Raw genomic sequence first — 16849 nt, 5'->3', positions numbered from 1 at the left:
GATATCGGGATCGACATAGCGGATAAACAATCCGGTATTCTTGTGAGATCGGAATTAATTTCCGCAATCGGGGTTATGATGGATAGGCTTGGGGCGCTTGGCATTTTCGTGCAGACGGCAGAGGGCGGCAGCTTCGTTGCCGGCGCCCGGCGGCTTGGCCTCTCCAGCTCCGCCGTCGGCAAGGCCATTGCGCGGCTCGAACAGGATATGGGCGTTCGCCTTTTTCACCGCTCGACGCGGAGCATGACCCTAACCGAGGAAGGCAGCTTCTTTCTCGACACCTGTCGACGCATCATCTCGGAGCTCGATACCGCTCAGGCGGAGTTGTCGAAATCGCATTCGGCACCTCGCGGCCATCTTCGGGTGAGCCTTCCAATTGCGGGCATGCTGTTGATGCCAGCCATATCGGCCTTCATGCGCACATATCCCGATATCACCCTCGATCTGGATTTTACCGATCGTCTGGTCGATGTGATCGAGGAAGGATTCGATGCCGTCATACGCACGGGCGATGTCAGGGATACGAGGCTGATGAGCCGCAAGCTCGGCACATTTCGTTTCAGGATCGTCGCCTCACCAGATTATCTGAAGGCGGAAGGCACGCCACTCGCACCCGAAGACCTGCTCAGACACAAATGCCTGCATCATCGCTACCCCAGCACGGGCAGGCTGGAACCTTGGCCACTGAAACGGAATGGGGAGGATTTGCGGCTCGCCTTGCCGACGACGACGATCGCCAGCACCATCGAGCCGCTCATCCATCTTGCCGAAAACGGCTTTGGGATCACATGCCTGCCGCCCTTTGCCGTCAGGACGCAGATCGCTGAGGGCCGGCTTCTGTCACTTCTCGAAGACTACATCGGGGAAACCGGTATTTTCCGCGTATTGTGGCCTACGAGCCGTTACATGTCCCCGAAGATCCGCGTCTTCGTCGACTTCATGGCGGCCAATCTGTTTTCGAATGAACCAGCCACCTGAAGATCGCGCCCTCGCCTACTCTTGTGCTCTGGCCGCTTCGAAGAACTCTTCCGGCCCATCCACTTCGACCAACCGCTTCCGGTCGATCAGCCAGAAGCGATTGCCGACCGAACGCACGAAGCTACGGTCATGCGAAACGAGAAGGCAGCTTGCCTCGTTCGCCATAAGCTCGCCCTCCAACGCCTCCTGGCCGTCGATATCCAGATGATTGGTTGGCTCGTCCAGCAAATAGAAATTGGGATTGATGAGCCGCAGCACCAGCATCGCCAGCCGCGCCTTCTGCCCGCCGGAAAGCCTGCCGATCTCCCGTCCCTGCATCTCGATGCTGACACCGGCGCCCACCAGCAGGCTGCGGGCGCGCTGCTCGCCAAGCTCGAACAGCCGCGTGATCATCCCGAGCGGCGTATCGTTCTGCCCGAGATCGGAGAGCGCCTGATCGCTGTAGCCAAGCACGAGAGACGGCGTCGGCTTGATCGCTCCGCCGGTCGACGGATCGGCGATGGCCCTGCGGATCATTTCCACCAACTGCGTCTTGCCGGCGCCGTTGGCACCAAGCAGCACGATGCGGTCGCCCTGGCATATCCATTGCTTGCCGGTCTTGAAGAGAAGCGTACCGTCGGGCGTCGTCACTGCGGCATCGTCCAGCGTCAGCAATATCTTGGCCTGGATGCCGCGATTGGCAAGCCGGATCGAGCCGGAGGAACGTTCAAGGTATCCCGGCTTTGCGCTGTCCTCAAGCTTCTCGGCCCGAGCCTTCAACTGCTTGGTCTTCACCGTCAGCAGGTCGCTGCCGGAATTGACGCCGATATTATGGAGCTTGGCCGCCTGCTTGCGCAGCTGCTGCGCCGTCTTCATCTCCTTCTGATAACGGCGCTCGTCGGAGGCATCCGCCTCGTCCAGCGCCGACCGCGCCCGGCTATAGGCCAGCGAATAGGCCTGCGGCTGGTCCTGACGCAGGAACAGGGTTCGATTGCAAACCACGTCCAGGAAGGCGCGGTCGTGGCTGGCGATGATGACGGGCACGTCACGCGGCAAGGCGTTCAGCCAATCCTCAAGCAGCGCTATCTTGGCGAGATCGAGATGGTTGGTCGGCTCGTCGAGCAGCAGCACGTCCGGCTCCGTCACCCAGACGCGGGCAAGCATGGCAAGCCGCTGCCAGCCGCCGCTGAGCTGGGCAAGCGTCCTCTCCCGCATCGCATCAGGCACGCCGAGCGAATCGAGGGTGACATCGACGCGCCAGCTTTCGCTTGCGACCTGCTCCTTCGGCAAGGCCTGAAGGACGGCATCATAGAAGGAAACATCGAGCAGCTTCACCGGCACGTTCTGCTCGACATAGCCAGCGCGCAAGCCTCGGGCGCGCGTAATATCGCCTGATGTCGGTTCCTGCCTGCCGGCTATGCAATTCAGCAGAGTGGTCTTCCCGCGTCCGTTCGCAGCGACGATGCCGACGCGATCACCGGCGTCTACGGTGAAATTCAGATTGGAAAACAGCGGCGCACTCATGGTGACGCCCAGATTGCGGAGATTGATCAGAGTCATGGTCTTTTCCGGTCTCGATCGAGCATCTCGGAACATCGCCGGCGGCTCCTTTTGCCGCGCTACGCCGATGTCGATGGCCAAAAGCAGGCCAATGCTCGAAAACATGTCATGACGCAGCCGCGCGGATGCGCAGGCTTACGTCGCCCAAAGGGCAGACCAGAAGGAATGAGTGAGTAACCGCCTCTGATCAGCCCTGCAAACGCATCCGCAGGGCACGAGTCGGACCGAACTGGCGAATATGCCAGACTACCTTGGTCATATGGGTCCTCCTCTCTTTTCTCTCGACGGGTTGAAGACTATGCGCGTCAAATAGCATCGAAGCCTGCGATTTACAATTGCGCAATTTTGCCGATGCCACGCCAGAGGGCAAAAAAGAGGGCGATACCGAAGCACCGCCCAAGTTTGCTGCATCGATGAGGTGGCTTAGAACCGCTGCGTCAGCGTCAGCTTGAAGGTCCGGCCAGGCTCGGAATAATAGGATGCGGGTTGGGTCAGCGGGCCGCTATAGGACGGCGCGTTCAGCGCATCGTAGTAGGTCTTGTTGAAGATGTTGTAGACGCCGCCGCGAATGCTGAGGCCCTTCACCTGTTCCGGCTCCCACCAGGCGGTGAGATCGAAGATGCCATAGGCAGGGGTCTGCAACGTGTCGCCCGTCTTCTTCGCTTCGCGAGCCGCGGTGATGAAGGTCAGGTCCGTTCCCCAGACTTCGGTCGCATAGCCGACAGTGAAGGCGGCCTTGGCCGGCGCGACGGAATTGATCCATTGACCGGTGTCGGAATCCTTGCCGTTGACATAGGCAAGCGCGCCCTTGACGTGGATGCCGTTGTCGAACTTCTTGTGCGCATTGACCTCGATCCCGAACATGCGGACGTTGGCGCGGTTGAAGTATTCGGTGATCCCGAGCGGATAGGTGCCCGTGGGATCACGATAGTTCAGCGTGTCGATGAAGTTCCTGTACTTGTTGTAGAAGGCGCCGACATGGCCGCCGAAATCGTCGTCGCCGAGGTTGGTGCCGATTTCGATGCCGTTGCTGGTTTCCGGCTTCAGGTCCGGATTGCCGTAGCTGACATAACCGCCGGGCACGCCATAGTTGACGTAGAGTTCGTTGGCATTGGGCGCACGGAAAGCCATCGCCCACTGCGCGTAGATCTCGACATTCTGTTGCGGTTCATAGGAGGCCCGTAGGCTTGGCGAGAAGCGAGTATCCGACTGACCGGGTGGCAGCCCCTTGTAATTGGCGCTGTCGCGATAGGCAGTCGTGTTCTTCGGCGAGTAGTCATACCAGTCGAAACGCAGACCCGGCGTCAGCGAGACATTGCTGGAACCGAGCTCAATCTTGTCATTGACAAAGGCACCGACGCGCTTGCCATCGACATCGGGCATGTCGGACTGGTTGGTATGCAGGAACGCGCAAGTGGCGCGCCAGCGCGGGTTGCTGCAGCTATCTTTACCTGCCGAATACTGAGTAATTTTGTCGAAGGAAGTGTCGAGACCAAAGGTAACCGTGTGATGCAGGCTTCCGGTGTCGAACGACTTCGACGCATTGCCGTTGAAGCCGATACTACGGTCTTTCAAATCATTAAAGCGCGAATAGTCTCCGATGACGGAAGTATAGCGATAACCCGCAGTACCAGTTTCACGCAGCAGATTCTGCCAGTAGAATACGGCATTGGCAGTATCAAGCAGCGAATCGGCGCTCTCGGCTTCATATTTATAGTCGAGAGAAAGGCGATTGCGCTCTATGTTGTCTGTCCCGTTATAGTTGCCGGGCCGGAAGTTTCCGGTCGGGCTCTGCAGGGTCATCAGATCGGTGTCTTTGTCCTTGTTGTAGTGCTCGGCCGTGATGCCGAAAGTGCCGATGTCGGTATATTGGCGGATCTTGAAGAGAGCGCTTCTCTGATTGTAGTCGGCCGGATTCGCTTCGGTGCGCTTGGTCGAATAGCCACCGACATCGCCATTGTTCTCGAGCTCATGCCCACGTGTATAACCGCCTTCAAAGAGAACGGCCGTATTGTCGATACGTTTTGCAACAGCCGCCGAACCACCGACACTGCGGTCATCGCCGTTATAACCGAACTTGAAAATGCCGCCCCAAGTCGATCCAGGGGTGATCAAATCTTCCGGCTCAAGCGTGTGCAAGACGAAGGCGCCGCCGAGAGCGCTGGAGCCGCCACGACTGGAATCGGCGCCGCGAACGACGTCGATGCTGGAGAGCGCGTTGAAATCGAAGCTATTGGCGCCACCGTTGGACCCGCGCGAAGTATCGAGAAGAAAAGGAATTTTGATACCGTCGATCGAGGTCAGGACACGGTCGTCGCCGAGACCGCGAATGTTGATGCCGCCGGTGGTGCGGTTGAAGCCGACGCCGACCTCCGTGCTGCGGCCGAGATCCTCGATGCGCGTGATCTGGTTTTCGTCGATTTCCTTGGCTGTTGTCTCGCTGGCGGTCGGCGAATCGGCAAGCACGTCCTTGTTCGCCTTGCCTTTGCCCTTCACGACGATCGGTTTCAGATTGGTGACGCGATCACCCTTTGCCGCCTCGCCCGTCGCCTCGTCATTCGGGGCTGCGGTTTGCGCAAAGGATGTCGTTGCCAGCCCGAGGGCGAGAAACGCAGTGCATGCCAAGAGAGCCGAGCGGGAGCGCCGGACAACCATAACCATTCCTTTCGAACTGCTTGACCGGGCTGGCTGGTTGCTGCGTCAAATGCAGGCAAGGGGCTGGCTAGGCTATTTTGTTAACGGCGGGAAATATTCCGCCTTCTTTCTGCCGCATAAAAAACATGAGTATAATTGTCAATATATATGGCGCGTATAATCATGAATAAAATTGTCATCTTTTAAGACAAGAGGCAAACGTTGCTGAATTGCAACGAAATGACAGCCTCACGCGTTCTATCGGCATCATCATTAGAATTGGCTGAATTACTTGATGCTGTTTAGAATCGTTTCATTCGTCTCTGCTGCCATCATGCTCATGGCCGCGTCTCTACCGCAAGCCGGTCCGATTCCCGAGCAAAAGCCGGGTAAGGAACAGGTCCAGCCGGAGGACGAACCGCCGATTCCAGCAGAGAAACCCGTTACATCGCCGGACAAACCCGCCATTCCGACGGAAAAGCCGGCGGTCAGACAGGAGGAAACGCCGGCGCCGCAGCCGGAAGAACAGACGACGGGCCAAACCCAAGGTCCCCCTCGCCCGCCTCTCAGCATCGCGTCCGAACCGGATGATGAACACCAGGCCTGCCTGAAAGACCTGACCGCCATGGGGGCAACCTTCAAAGAGATCGCCCGCATTGACGACGGCAATGGCTGCGGCATCGACAAGCCGATCGCGCTCAGCTCCCCGCTGCCGGGTATAGCGTTCAAACCCGAAGGCAAGATGCGTTGCGAAGCCGCCCTCGCTTTGGCCCAATGGGTGAAGGAAAGCGTCATTCCGTCCGCCGCCGCGTTGGACAACGGCAAGATCGTCACCATCAACCAGGCATCGACCTATGTCTGCCGGCTGCGCAACAACGCCTCCACCGGCAAGATCTCGGAACATGCCCGCGGTAACGCCATCGATGTCGCAAGTTTCACCTTCGAAAACGGCAAGACGATCGCGATCGAGCCGCGGCGCGAAGACCCGACACTGACGGGCGCATTCCAGCGCGCCGCCAGTGCATCGGCCTGCCTCTATTTCACGACGGTCCTGGACCCCGAGAGCGACGCCGCGCATGAAACCCATTTCCATCTCGACGTGATCGAAAGGAACGGCGGCTTCCGCTACTGCCATTAGAGCGGCATTGAGATGCTTAAGACTGCGATGGCAGTCCCATCACACCGCGACGCCCCTATTCGAGAACCACAGGTCTCTGTAGATCGCGATCGCCGTTTCATCCGGCGCCCGGTCCTGCGTCAGCCAGACCGACTGGATAGACCGAGCCTCGCCGCCATTTGGTGTTTTTGCGGAATTAACCGGATCGGACGCTCCGATGCAGGGGATGAAATAGGCGGACATCAATATCCGAGCATCGAACCCCCGCGATTCTCGCGTAATCACGACGGCAAGTCCGACCTTCTCGTTCGCCTGCCAGGGCAGGATGATCCGGCCACCGGGTCGCAGCGCCTGCAACCACGATATCGGCGGCGCCACCACCCCGGCATTCACATAGATCAGATCGGCTTGCGGAAGCTCCAATGCCGTCGCATCGGCGCAGATGACGGAGACACCGTCAAATGACGCGAGATTGTTACGCGTGCGGTCGGCCAATGCCTCGTCGATCTCGACGGCATGGACATGGCCGCCGGGCGTGACGAGCGTCGACAGGATGGCGGTGTAGTATCCCGTTCCCGTACCGATGTGGATGACGATTTCGCCAGGCTTGGGAGCGACAGCTCCAAGGAAAGCCGCATGGAGAAACGGCTCGCCATTGTTGATGCCTTTGGATTTGTCCAGGGCGACGAGCACATTCTGGTAGAGATAGGCAGGATCGGCGCTTGGCGTCTCGAGGTAGCTCGCGCTGACGCGGATCTGCCACGGTCCCGGCCCCATGAAGGCCTCGCGCCGAATGAGACGAAAGGCCTGTTCCAGCCTTTCATCCGAAGAATTGCTGGCAACAGCCATCATCTTCGCATGGAAATCCCGTATCTCATCCAAACTGGCACGGCTATCGGCAGTCACGGCATGCCTCCACCTTAACAATACATGGACCGCGCCGATTTTGTTTCGGATTTCGACGAGGTCAATGGGCCAGACATTCTATTGCGATCGGATGACAATAATTGCATGCGCAGCCGCCAAACCGACAGTTGCGCTGGCAAGTTGAATCAGATTCTGAACTTAAAACAGTCCCTCGATATAGCCCTGATCATTGAGGAAAATCCTCTCGGCTGCCGGCGATTTCGGGAGGCCCGGCATCGTCATGATCTCGCCGGTAATGACGACGATAAAACCCGCACCGGCGGAAAGCCGCACCTCGCGGACGGAAACGATGTGACCCTCGGGCGCGCCGCGAACGTTCGGATCGGTCGAGAAGGAGTATTGCGTCTTCGCCATGCAAACGGGCAGATGGCCGTAGCCCTGATCCTCCCAGGACCGCAGCTGGTCGCGTATGGTCTTGTCGGCCGTGACCTCGCCGGCATGGTAGATCTTCGAGGCGACGATCTCGATCTTCTCCAGAAGCGGCAGATTGTCCGGATAGAGCGGCTGGAACTTCGCCTGGCCGGATTCGGCAAGCTCCACCACCTTATGCGCGAGATCGGTGATACCGGCCGAGCCTTCCGCCCAGTGTCGGCAGAGGATCGCCTCGGCGCCGAGCCGCGCGACATAATTCTTCAGCGCCTCGATTTCGGCTTCCGTATCCGAAACGAAATGATTGATGGCGACGACAACAGGCACGCCGAACTTGCGGACGTTGGCGACATGTCGCCCGAGGTTGGCGCAGCCCTTGACCAGAGCCTCCACATTCTCCTTGCCGAGATCGTCCCTCTTGACGCCGCCATTCATCTTGAGTGCCCGCACGGTCGCGACGATGACGGCAGCATCGGGCGAAAGTCCGGCCTTTCGGCATTTAATGTCGAAGAATTTCTCCGCGCCGAGATCGGCGCCGAAGCCCGCTTCCGTCACCACATAATCGGCAAGCTTCAGCGCTGTGCGCGTCGCGATCACCGAATTGCAGCCATGGGCGATATTGGCGAAGGGGCCGCCATGCACCAGGGCCGGATTGTTCTCCAGCGTCTGCACGAGATTCGGCTGCATCGCATCTTTCAGGAGCACGGCCATCGCGCCGTCGGCCTTCAGATCGCGGGCATAGACGGGCGTGCGGTCGCGGCGGTAGCCGATGATGATGTTGCCAAGCCGCTTTTCTAGATCCTTGAGGTCGGATGCCAGACAGAGGATGGCCATCACCTCCGAGGCGACGGTAATGTCGAAGCCGCCTTCGCGCGGGAAGCCGTTCGCAACGCCGCCCAGCGAGGAGACGATGTCGCGCAATGCGCGGTCGTTCATATCCATCGCACGGCGCCAGGTGATACGGCGGATGTCGATGTTCTCTTCGTTGCCCCAGTAGATATGGTTGTCGATCAGCGCGGCGAGCAGATTGTGGGCTGACGTAATCGCGTGGAAGTCGCCGGTGAAATGCAGGTTGATGTCTTCCATCGGAATGACCTGCGCATAGCCGCCGCCGGCAGCCCCGCCTTTCACGCCGAAGCATGGCCCGAGAGATGCCTCCCGCACGCACACCACTGCCTTCTTGCCGATACGGTTCAGACCGTCGCCGAGACCGACCGTCGTCGTGGTCTTGCCTTCGCCCGCGGGTGTCGGATTGATCGCCGTGACGAGGATCAGCTTGCCGTCCTTCTTGCCGGCCTGCGCCGCAATGAATTCGGCGCTGATCTTCGCCTTGTCGTATCCGTAAGGTGCGAGCTGTTCCGCGGGGATGCCGAGCTTTGCGCCGATGTCGGTAATCGGCAGCTTCTTTGCCGCACGCGCAATTTCTATGTCGGATGCCACGGTCGTCGCCATAAGTCTTGCCCCCAACCATACGGTCATTTCCCTGTCGGGATAAACCAATATGTATCCGGTGTGAATAGTGGCACAGCACTCGGCCCGCCGAAACGTACCGCCTTGTCTGAAGGCATCGACGTGCCTATTTTCGGCATCCAATGCAAACCGAGAAAGAAGGAAAACATATGAAGTCCCTGGAATTGCTGGTCGAGCGCATCATCCTCTCCAGTCGCTGGCTCCTGGTGATCTTCTATCTCGGCCTTGCCGCATCCCTTGCGGTCTACGCCGTCTCGTTTGCCTATAAGTTCTACAAGGTTGCGATCAACGTTTTCGCCTATGACGAAGCCGACATGATCCTGGCCATTCTCGGCCTGATCGACGCCGCCCTGGTGGCGAGCCTCATCGTCATGGTGATGATTTCCGGCTACGAGAATTTCGTCAGCCGCTTCGATGAGGCAGAGAACGAGGGCGAAGTCTCCTTCATCGGCAAGCTCGATTCAGGCAGCCTCAAGATCAAGGTCGCCTCCTCGATCGTCGCCATTTCCTCGATCCACCTCCTGCAGATCTTCCTGAACGCCACGCAATACGACAATGCCAAGCTGATGTGGTTCACCATCATCCACCTCGCCTTCGTCATCTCGGCGCTGCTGTTAGGCTACCTCGAAAAGATCATGGCCAAAGCCAAAAGCAAGGACGGCTAAGGCCCGAACTGCGGTTACTTGCCAGCCATAGCCGAGGCGCTGCTCATCGGCGCATCGGTAACGGGTGCATTGGTGGCGGGCGTAGCGGCTGCGGGCGGCGGCGCCACGCAGTCAGAAATCGACTGATTTTCCTTGCAGTTGCGGGCCGATACCAGAGCATCGGCATCGGCAAGCTCGGTGGTCAGCTTCAGCCTCAGCGCTTCCATCTGCGGAATCAAATAGATGCCGTTTGGCTCGGTTCCAAGCATCAGAGCGACAAGCCGTCGGTCGACGCCCATCTTGTCGAGAAAGTCGACCAGCCTCGCCCTTTGTGCCTTGTCGAGCTTCGTCGTGTCATATTTGCCGACGAATTTGCGCCCGATCTCCTTCTTGGAAATGACCTTGCGCTTGCCATCAACCATTTCGTATTCCGTGCGGTATTGAACCCGCACTTCGCTATAGGTCGTCGTGATCTGATGAACGCCCAAAAGCGCGAAGGGGCTGGCAACACGCTGAACACCGCCAGCGAAAAACAGCGGGCAGGCCGAAAAGCAGATGGCACCGTAAGAGAATGGCTGTCCTTTGATCGAGCCATCCTTGGCAAGGGCGGCCGAGCAGATCGGCTCGGCATAGGGGCACGCCCGCGAGCGGGTGCGCCCAACCGCGATCGACAGTTTCTGCTTGCGAATGATGCGGGCCATCTCCATCGCCGCCTTGACATCGCCGCCCGGCGAGCTGACGACGATGGGAAGTTTGCGGTTGCCGATCTGCTTCAGGATTTTCTGCAGCTTCCGCGGCGTGTCCGTCATGATCTGACCCTCGGCGGAAATCCAGTCCGGGCAGGTATTGTCGGCTCGGCACTGACCCATCTCACCATGGACAAGCAGGAAGCGCATCGGCGTGCCTCCAGCTACGCCCGCTGCTTCCGCAAGCGCAGGCGAGACCAGCAGGAGCGAAACGCCGGTGACGAACCACAACAGCGTTTGGCAACAGCGCGCCGCAAGTCGCGACAAGAAGCGAGAATTCATGAGCTATACGCCTGCAAGCGATTACTTTGGCAAGACCGATAGCAACCGCTTTGGGCCTTCGCAAGGCACGCCGGCATGGCGACGCATCATTTGACGAAACTCCTGGGCAGCTGCGTCTAAAGTCACACATACGCGAGCGGACCACGAGAAAATCGATCGCCATCCGATCACAAGAATGCGGGAATGGGCCACCACGATGCTCATCATACCACATGAACAGCAAAGGCTTCGCCGCTAAGCGCGAGCCTCTTCCGGATCAAACCCACTCCCCTTCTCCTCGCGTCGGGCAACGTCTTTTCAGACCCAATTTTGACATAGTGAATGCATCTCACGCAGTAGCGTCTTCAGCGCCGGAAGTGACGCAAGGCGTATGCCTCCGTCGAAATTTGGCCAGCGGAAACGCTATTTTCACTCTTAATGACCATTTTGGGCGAAGTTTCTGATGAACACTTAGGTTGAAATATTAAAATATATGAAAATAAAATTATTTCTGGCCCTGTGGTATTTTTGCGTCTAGCATTCACTCATAAATCGGGTAATTGATAACGATAACACGCTGTGGGCGCCTCTACTCATATGTCCTATATCATCACTGCCGAGAGACAATTGTTGCTTTCTGCCGAGCTTGCTGCTGCTCGGACACAAGCAGCATTTGCATTGGCGCTGGAGCGGACCGGAGCTGCCTTTGGCTTCAGCCATATGGCTCTCATGAACGCCCCGGTTACCGATGACACGATGCTGACGCCGCTGCTCATCGAAGGAACAGTGCCAGCGCCGTTCGTGCGTGAATTCGATCGGCACCAGCTGGTGCGTCGCTGTCCGATGCTGTTGCGTACGCGCGATTCGGTGATGCCGCATTCGTGGCACCTGATGGAAAAAGACGCGGAACCGAACACCGATCTTCCGCGCGAACTTCGCACGCTGCTGATCAATCACAATTGCCCGATGAACGTCATCATTCCGGTCAACGCGCCGGATGGTCAGCGTCTCGTTTTCTGGTTTCTGGGGAATCGCAACAGCCTTGGCCAGAGTGAAATCAACGAGCTTACCCTGATCATGCTGCAGGCGCTCGATTCCTATACTTGCCTCAAGCGCAACGATGGCGGCGTCCCCCACTCGCTTTCGGCCCGCGAACTGGAAGTGGTCCGCTGGACCGCTCAAGGCAAGACTTCCGTGGAGATCGGACAGATCCTTTCCCTCTCCGACCACACGGTAAACGCCTACATGATGAACGCGATCAAGAAGCTCGATTGCGTCAACCGCACGCAGCTCGTCGCCAAGGCCATCCGCCTGAAGCTGATCAGCTGAACGAACCTTCCTTCACACGCTTTCCGGACTGAGCCCTCTGACCGGGCTCAACGTTGATGCGCGTCCGACAGGCGCACAGCTCTTCCCGGCTTAGCGACCGCCCAGAACCGTGCGAATCTCGACGAGGCTCGAACGCACCCGCAGAATATGGAAACCCATGGTTGCGAGATGGCTCGGCATGAAGGAACTGTCTTCAGGTCCGTTGGAAATGATGAAAGGCTGAATGCGCAGCGCCGCCTGCAGCTGCGTTATGACATCTGCCCAAAGCGTACCGACATTGCGTTCGGCGATCACCTGCTGGAAATCCGAGCGGGCGGCGCTCAGGATGCCGTAGCTGGCGTAAAGTTGTCCGTAGGCAAACCAGAAGCGATCGTCAGCCCGCATGTCAAACCAGCCATAGCTGTGATCCGCCGCCCGTTTGGCCAAGATGTCGGCCGTACTGCCGAGATCATTGGCAATATGGTCGACGAACTGCAGCAGATTGTCGGCGCGACCGTCGAAGATTGCCTTGCAGCTGCCGAGATCGCTGTTGAAGCTGCGCAGATTGACCATCGCGGCGCGATAATAGCTTGGGCTCGGCGTCTTCGGTCCGAAGGGATGCAGGCCGAAATACCAGCTGGACTCGTCGAATTGCAGGTTGCCGCGCGCCTTCTGCAGATCGCTGTTGATGCCTGAGGTTCCGCGCACGCGGCCGAGCGTGTCGACCAGCTCCGCCGACGTACGGCGAACAACCGAATTGATGCCGCGCTGGAATGAGGCTTTGTTGTCCAGGAACGGCGTGTCATCCCATGAGATGCCGAAGAGGCCGGCCTTGTAGAGCAGCATCGACGAGATCCACGCGTTCTGATTGACATTGTAATCGATCAGATCCGCGGCTACGTCGACAACAGCCGAGGTTTGGCAGGTTTTGGGCGCGGTTGCGGCGGCCTGCTGACCGTCCGTCGCCGGCAATTCCTGTCCGGCGGAATATTTACGCTCGGAGAATTTGTAGACGTCCGGATAGGCCGTATTGAACCCGGTCCAGACTTGGGTTTGCCAGATGAAATAGACATAAAGCACCGCGAACAGTGCCACGAAGGCGGCGATCGGCAGCTTGATGATCCAGTTGCGCTGCCGATACCAGCCATGCGCCGCGAGAAACGGCCAGCTAAGCCCGACGAAAACCAGCCCCAGCCATCGCACAATGGCGGCCCTGATCCGCTTGAAGAACGCACTGATCGAGTCAAGCATGGACACGCCTCCTAAACCGTACCGCGCATCCCGCCGACACGCGAAGGACGCACCACACTAAACTTGCACAACGGACCTTGCGAAAACCGTCGCGGTCCTCGGATCATAAGTCCTTATCTCCATTTGTGTTCCAGCAAATATGTGTTCTTCGGAGAAACAACAACCGTCCGCGTCGAATTTTCAATGCCGGCCGGCAATCAACCCTCAGGTTGCGCCTCCTCCGCCGCACGGCCGAGATCCGCCGACGCAAGCAGCAGATGCGGTTCCAGCCGCCGCGTGAACACGGCATCGACATGGGCTTTGCGGGCCGCCAGATCCTGTCCGGCCAACACATTCGCCTCGAATGCCTGGATCAGGCTCTCGACCGCCGCCGTCCGGGAAACCGTCGCTGATGTGGGGGCCGCTTCCGTCGCCAACGCCTTCAGCAAGGCAATCCGCTGCTCGATGTCGACCGTCAGCTTGCCAGTCATGGCGCCGATGGCGGCGATCTGGCCATTCAGCGCGGCCGCCAGTCCCTCATAGATGTCGATGAGACGCTGACGCGCAGTCCTGCGGGATTGAAGCGCCTGCTCCTGCCGCCGAATGTCTTCTTGCTCGGCAAGCAGCGCGCGATGATCCGTCTCAAGTTCGGATTGCAGATCGGCGTGGCGCGAGGATGGGCGGTTGCGCCGCTGATACATGAGCTTTTCCGCGAGGGCATCGGCCCGGCGCTGCACCTCCTCAATATCGAAATCGAGCTTTCTCCGGCGTTCGATTACGCTCTCCAGTTGCAGCTCGCAGTCGCGAAAGCATCGGGAAAATACAGGGCGCGCCTGCTTGAACAGGAGATCCAGTTCGGCCGACGCAGCCAGGATCGCGTCGAGATCGACGATAATCGCCTCCGGCGTCATGGGGCTGCGCGCCAATGCCCGCCCAAGCAAGCCCGCATTTTCGAGGCCTACCTTCTCGTCGAACAATCGCCGGTGCTGCAGATCCGCATGCGCCGTCGCACTGTCGAGTTCCTTGACAAGCGACAGGGTCATCGATTTCCACCGGTCGAGCAGTTCGACCGCCTCGCGGACAAATGTTTCCTCTACGGAAAAATTGACGGCTTCGACGTGCCCGCCGTCCCTGGCATGGCCGGCGAGCGTCGCCACGGCCGAATTCGCGTCGCTGATGGCGTCATCGAGCGTCGCGCGCGCCCTGTCGAGCCCACCATCGAAGGAATGAGGTCTGACCATGAAAGCATGCCCTCCCCTGACTTTGAGACGAGACTAGCTGCTTCCTGGGACGAAGGAAATGCTCGAAAGCTATTGGGCCGCGGCGGGATTCTTCAGATAGGCAATCAGATTGTCGAGATCCTTGTCGCTCTTCAGGCCCGGGAATGCCATGCGGGTGCCTTTGACGAGGAATTGCGGCGACGGCAGATATTTCCGCAGCAGCGCTTCATCCCAAACCTTGCCGTCTGCCCCGAATGCCTTCATCGCCGGGGAATAGGCATAGTCCGGCTTGCTGGCGACGGGCCGCCCGACGATCCCTATCAATGAAGGGCCGACGCGGTTGTCGGGTCCGGTCGCCGTGTGACAGGCGCCGCATTTCTTGAAAACGACAGCACCCGCGACCGCATCACCATCCGCAAGCGCCGAAGAGGCTAAGGCGAACAGAACGCCGGCCGATATCAGACACAACAGTTTCATCGTCCCTCCCGATCGGCAAGAACCTCGGCGGATAATGCCTTGCCGAAGACGGCCGGTTTCACCTGTCGAATGGTCGCATGCCGGCGTTTCACTTGCAGGTGATCGCCTCTTCCCAATGGCGACGGCAGAGCGAGACATATTTGTCGCTGCCGCCGATCTCGATCTGCGCACCTTCATGCACCACCTTGCCGTCGGCATCCAGCCGCACGACCATCGTCGCCTTACGCCCGCAGTGGCAAATGGTACGCACTTCGCGCAATTCATCGGCGATGGTCAGCAGTTCCTGCGAGCCCGGAAACAGGCGTCCGTGGAAGTCCGTGCGCAGCCCGTAGGTCATGACGGGAAGACCGAGTCGGTCGACGACATGGGCAAGCTGCCACACCTGCTCACGCGTCAGAAATTGCGCCTCGTCGACGAAGACGCAGGCGAGCGGCTCGCTTGCATGCATTTCCTCGACCCTCGCATAAAGATCGTCGCCGGTTTCGAACGGCAGGGCATCCATCGTCAGGCCGATGCGCGAGGCGATTGTGCCGCGACCGGCGCGATCGTCGAGGGCCGCGATGAAGGCCGCCGTGCGCATGCCGCGCTCCTGATAATTGTAGGCGGCCTGCAGCAGCATGGTCGATTTGCCGGCATTCATCGTCGAATAATGGAAATAGAGTTTGGCCATGACATTCTCCTTGAATGCTTCATGGGTTCTGCGAGTTCATAAGAAAAGACAGTCTTCACGAAAACCACAGGATTCAGAAGGGGCAGGCTTGCCCATCAAAACCCCGGCAACGCTTGGAAGGAAAAATGGCGGCGTCGCAATCAGCCCCCTCAAACCGCCGCAAATACACTGTGGTCGCTTGAAAATGTCAGTTATTGATGGTTGCTTGGGAACGTTAGACTGGGAGTCACGCAATGATAAAAATGACCCTTACTGCATTCGCTTTCGCCTCCACCCTCTCTGCACTGACATTGGGCGCCGCCACGGCTTCCGCAGCCGAACCGGCAAGCTGTAGCACCGTCCATTTCGCCGATGTGGGCTGGACCGACATCACCTCCACCACGGCGACCGCCTCCATTCTCCTGAAGGCTCTCGGCTACGACACCGACGTCAAGGTGCTTGCCGTGCCGGTGACCTATCAGTCGCTGAAGAACAAGGACATCGACGTCTTCCTCGGCAACTGGATGCCCTCCATGGCCGAGAACATCAAACCCTATGCCGCCGACAAGTCGGTCGAGACCGTCCGCGCCAATCTCGAAGGCGCCAAGTATACGCTCGCAACCAACGAAAAGGGCGCAGCACTCGGCATCAAGGACTTCAAGGATATTGCCGCCCACAAGGATGATCTCGACGGCAAGATCTACGGCATCGAGCCGGGCAACGACGGCAACCGCCTGATCATCGATATGGTCGACAAGAACACCTTCGGCCTCAAGGGCTTCGAAGTGGTCGAGTCTTCTGAGCAAGGCATGCTGGCGCAGGTTTCCCGTGCCGACAAGGAAGGCAAGCCGATCATCTTCCTCGGCTGGGCGCCGCATCCGATGAATACCAACTACAAGATGACCTATCTGTCCGGCGGCGACGACGTCTTCGGGCCGAACTACGGCGGCGCGAGCGTTTTCACCAACGTCCGGGCCGGCTATCTGCAGGAATGCCCGAACGTCGGCGCCTTCGTGAAGAATCTCGTCTTCTCGCTGCCGATGGAAAATGAAATCATGGGCAAGATCCTGAACGACGGCAAGGACCCGGAAGTAGCCGCCACGGAATGGCTGAAGGCCAACCCGTCGGCAATCACGCCATGGCTCGCCGGCGTCACCACCAAGGATGGCGGTGACGGCCTGGCGGCGGTCAAGGCCAAGCTCGGCCTGTAACAAGGATGAAGCAAGGGGCGGCCAAACCGCCCCTTTCTCTTCCATGGACAGAGTGCTTCCTTTCGCGTC

The 16849-nt window shown here is 58.9% G+C and carries 14 protein-coding genes; 5 read left to right on the top strand and 9 right to left on the bottom strand.

Going from position 1 to position 16849, the window contains the following annotated elements:
* Positions 1 to 78: 78 nt before the first annotated feature.
* Positions 79 to 978, top strand: a complete 900-nt coding sequence (locus tag BJ928_RS18580; RefSeq protein ID WP_047632381.1) for a LysR family transcriptional regulator — start codon at positions 79 to 81, stop codon at positions 976 to 978.
* 15 nt (positions 979 to 993) lie between these two features.
* On the opposite strand, the gene BJ928_RS18575 is transcribed toward BJ928_RS18580, so the two are convergent.
* Together BJ928_RS18575 and BJ928_RS18570 are read right to left on the bottom strand one after the other, a co-directional pair.
* A complete protein-coding gene (locus tag BJ928_RS18575; protein WP_047632382.1) occupies positions 994 to 2517 on the bottom strand; it encodes an ABC-F family ATP-binding cassette domain-containing protein in 1524 nt (507 codons plus the stop codon).
* 423 nt (positions 2518 to 2940) lie between these two features.
* Positions 2941 to 5172: a TonB-dependent hemoglobin/transferrin/lactoferrin family receptor gene (locus BJ928_RS18570; RefSeq protein ID WP_047632168.1), complete on the bottom strand. Its 2232-nt coding sequence runs from the start codon at positions 5170 to 5172 to the stop codon at positions 2941 to 2943.
* Between the two features lie 274 nt (positions 5173 to 5446).
* On the opposite strand from BJ928_RS18570, the gene BJ928_RS18565 reads away from it, so the two are divergent.
* Positions 5447 to 6289 (top strand): extensin family protein, encoded by an 843-nt coding sequence (locus BJ928_RS18565; RefSeq protein ID WP_047632170.1) that lies wholly within the window; start codon positions 5447 to 5449, stop codon positions 6287 to 6289.
* A gap of 39 nt (positions 6290 to 6328) precedes the next feature.
* On the opposite strand, the gene BJ928_RS18560 is transcribed toward BJ928_RS18565, so the two are convergent.
* Positions 6329 to 7174: a methyltransferase domain-containing protein gene (locus BJ928_RS18560; RefSeq protein WP_047632171.1), complete on the bottom strand. Its 846-nt coding sequence runs from the start codon at positions 7172 to 7174 to the stop codon at positions 6329 to 6331.
* A 159-nt stretch (positions 7175 to 7333) separates the two neighbouring features.
* The gene (locus tag BJ928_RS18555) at positions 7334 to 9016 is read right to left on the bottom strand and encodes a formate--tetrahydrofolate ligase (RefSeq protein ID WP_047632172.1); all 1683 of its coding nucleotides are present in this window, start codon (positions 9014 to 9016) and stop codon (positions 7334 to 7336) included.
* Between the two features lie 167 nt (positions 9017 to 9183).
* Here BJ928_RS18555 and BJ928_RS18550 point away from each other — a divergent pair, with 167 nt between their 5' ends.
* On the top strand, positions 9184 to 9699 hold the full coding sequence (locus BJ928_RS18550) for a TIGR00645 family protein (protein ID WP_082011885.1): 516 nt from the start codon (positions 9184 to 9186) through the stop codon (positions 9697 to 9699).
* A gap of 14 nt (positions 9700 to 9713) precedes the next feature.
* On the opposite strand, the gene BJ928_RS18545 is transcribed toward BJ928_RS18550, so the two are convergent.
* The gene (locus BJ928_RS18545; RefSeq protein ID WP_047632173.1) at positions 9714 to 10706 is read right to left on the bottom strand and encodes a hypothetical protein; all 993 of its coding nucleotides are present in this window, start codon (positions 10704 to 10706) and stop codon (positions 9714 to 9716) included.
* Positions 10707 to 11282: 576 nt separating this feature from the next.
* Here BJ928_RS18545 and BJ928_RS18540 point away from each other — a divergent pair.
* Positions 11283 to 12014: a LuxR C-terminal-related transcriptional regulator gene (locus BJ928_RS18540; protein ID WP_047632174.1), complete on the top strand. Its 732-nt coding sequence runs from the start codon at positions 11283 to 11285 to the stop codon at positions 12012 to 12014.
* 90 nt (positions 12015 to 12104) lie between these two features.
* Here the strand turns inward: BJ928_RS18540 and BJ928_RS18535 are convergent, their stop codons facing one another.
* From BJ928_RS18535 to BJ928_RS18520, 4 genes are all read right to left on the bottom strand, one after another.
* Positions 12105 to 13244, bottom strand: coding sequence for a DUF2333 family protein (locus BJ928_RS18535; protein ID WP_047632175.1), 1140 nt, complete (start codon positions 13242 to 13244; stop codon positions 12105 to 12107).
* A 197-nt stretch (positions 13245 to 13441) separates the two neighbouring features.
* On the bottom strand, positions 13442 to 14464 hold the full coding sequence (locus tag BJ928_RS18530) for a hypothetical protein (protein WP_047632177.1): 1023 nt from the start codon (positions 14462 to 14464) through the stop codon (positions 13442 to 13444).
* A gap of 69 nt (positions 14465 to 14533) precedes the next feature.
* A complete protein-coding gene (locus tag BJ928_RS18525) occupies positions 14534 to 14920 on the bottom strand; it encodes a cytochrome c family protein (RefSeq protein ID WP_047632178.1) in 387 nt (128 codons plus the stop codon).
* A gap of 88 nt (positions 14921 to 15008) precedes the next feature.
* A complete protein-coding gene (locus tag BJ928_RS18520; RefSeq protein ID WP_047632179.1) occupies positions 15009 to 15590 on the bottom strand; it encodes a thymidine kinase in 582 nt (193 codons plus the stop codon).
* A 242-nt stretch (positions 15591 to 15832) separates the two neighbouring features.
* On the opposite strand from BJ928_RS18520, the gene BJ928_RS18515 reads away from it, so the two are divergent.
* Positions 15833 to 16780: a choline ABC transporter substrate-binding protein gene (locus BJ928_RS18515; RefSeq protein ID WP_183079436.1), complete on the top strand. Its 948-nt coding sequence runs from the start codon at positions 15833 to 15835 to the stop codon at positions 16778 to 16780.
* The last annotated feature ends 69 nt before the right edge of the window (positions 16781 to 16849 follow it).

Source organism: Rhizobium sp. WW_1, assembly GCF_003610155.1.
Classification (GTDB): Bacteria; Pseudomonadota; Alphaproteobacteria; order Rhizobiales; family Rhizobiaceae; genus Rhizobium; species Rhizobium tropici_A.
This window is presented reverse-complemented; position numbering and strand designations above follow the sequence as displayed.

Excerpts from the sequence above, each read along its gene's own strand:
- BJ928_RS18580 (WP_047632381.1), top strand. The coding sequence starts at position 79 with ATGGATAGGCTTGGGGCGCTTGGCATTTTCGTGCAGACGGCAGAGGGC.
- BJ928_RS18575 (WP_047632382.1), bottom strand. The coding sequence starts at position 2,517 with ATGACTCTGATCAATCTCCGCAATCTGGGCGTCACCATGAGTGCGCCG.
- BJ928_RS18570 (WP_047632168.1), bottom strand. The coding sequence starts at position 5,172 with ATGGTTGTCCGGCGCTCCCGCTCGGCTCTCTTGGCATGCACTGCGTTT.
- BJ928_RS18565 (WP_047632170.1), top strand. The coding sequence starts at position 5,447 with ATGCTGTTTAGAATCGTTTCATTCGTCTCTGCTGCCATCATGCTCATG.
- BJ928_RS18555 (WP_047632172.1), bottom strand. The coding sequence starts at position 9,016 with ATGGCGACGACCGTGGCATCCGACATAGAAATTGCGCGTGCGGCAAAG.
- BJ928_RS18550 (WP_082011885.1), top strand. The coding sequence starts at position 9,184 with ATGAAGTCCCTGGAATTGCTGGTCGAGCGCATCATCCTCTCCAGTCGC.
- BJ928_RS18545 (WP_047632173.1), bottom strand. The coding sequence starts at position 10,706 with ATGAATTCTCGCTTCTTGTCGCGACTTGCGGCGCGCTGTTGCCAAACG.
- BJ928_RS18540 (WP_047632174.1), top strand. The coding sequence starts at position 11,283 with ATGTCCTATATCATCACTGCCGAGAGACAATTGTTGCTTTCTGCCGAG.
- BJ928_RS18535 (WP_047632175.1), bottom strand. The coding sequence starts at position 13,244 with ATGCTTGACTCGATCAGTGCGTTCTTCAAGCGGATCAGGGCCGCCATT.
- BJ928_RS18530 (WP_047632177.1), bottom strand. The coding sequence starts at position 14,464 with ATGGTCAGACCTCATTCCTTCGATGGTGGGCTCGACAGGGCGCGCGCG.
- BJ928_RS18525 (WP_047632178.1), bottom strand. The coding sequence starts at position 14,920 with ATGAAACTGTTGTGTCTGATATCGGCCGGCGTTCTGTTCGCCTTAGCC.
- BJ928_RS18520 (WP_047632179.1), bottom strand. The coding sequence starts at position 15,590 with ATGGCCAAACTCTATTTCCATTATTCGACGATGAATGCCGGCAAATCG.
- BJ928_RS18515 (WP_183079436.1), top strand. The coding sequence starts at position 15,833 with ATGACCCTTACTGCATTCGCTTTCGCCTCCACCCTCTCTGCACTGACA.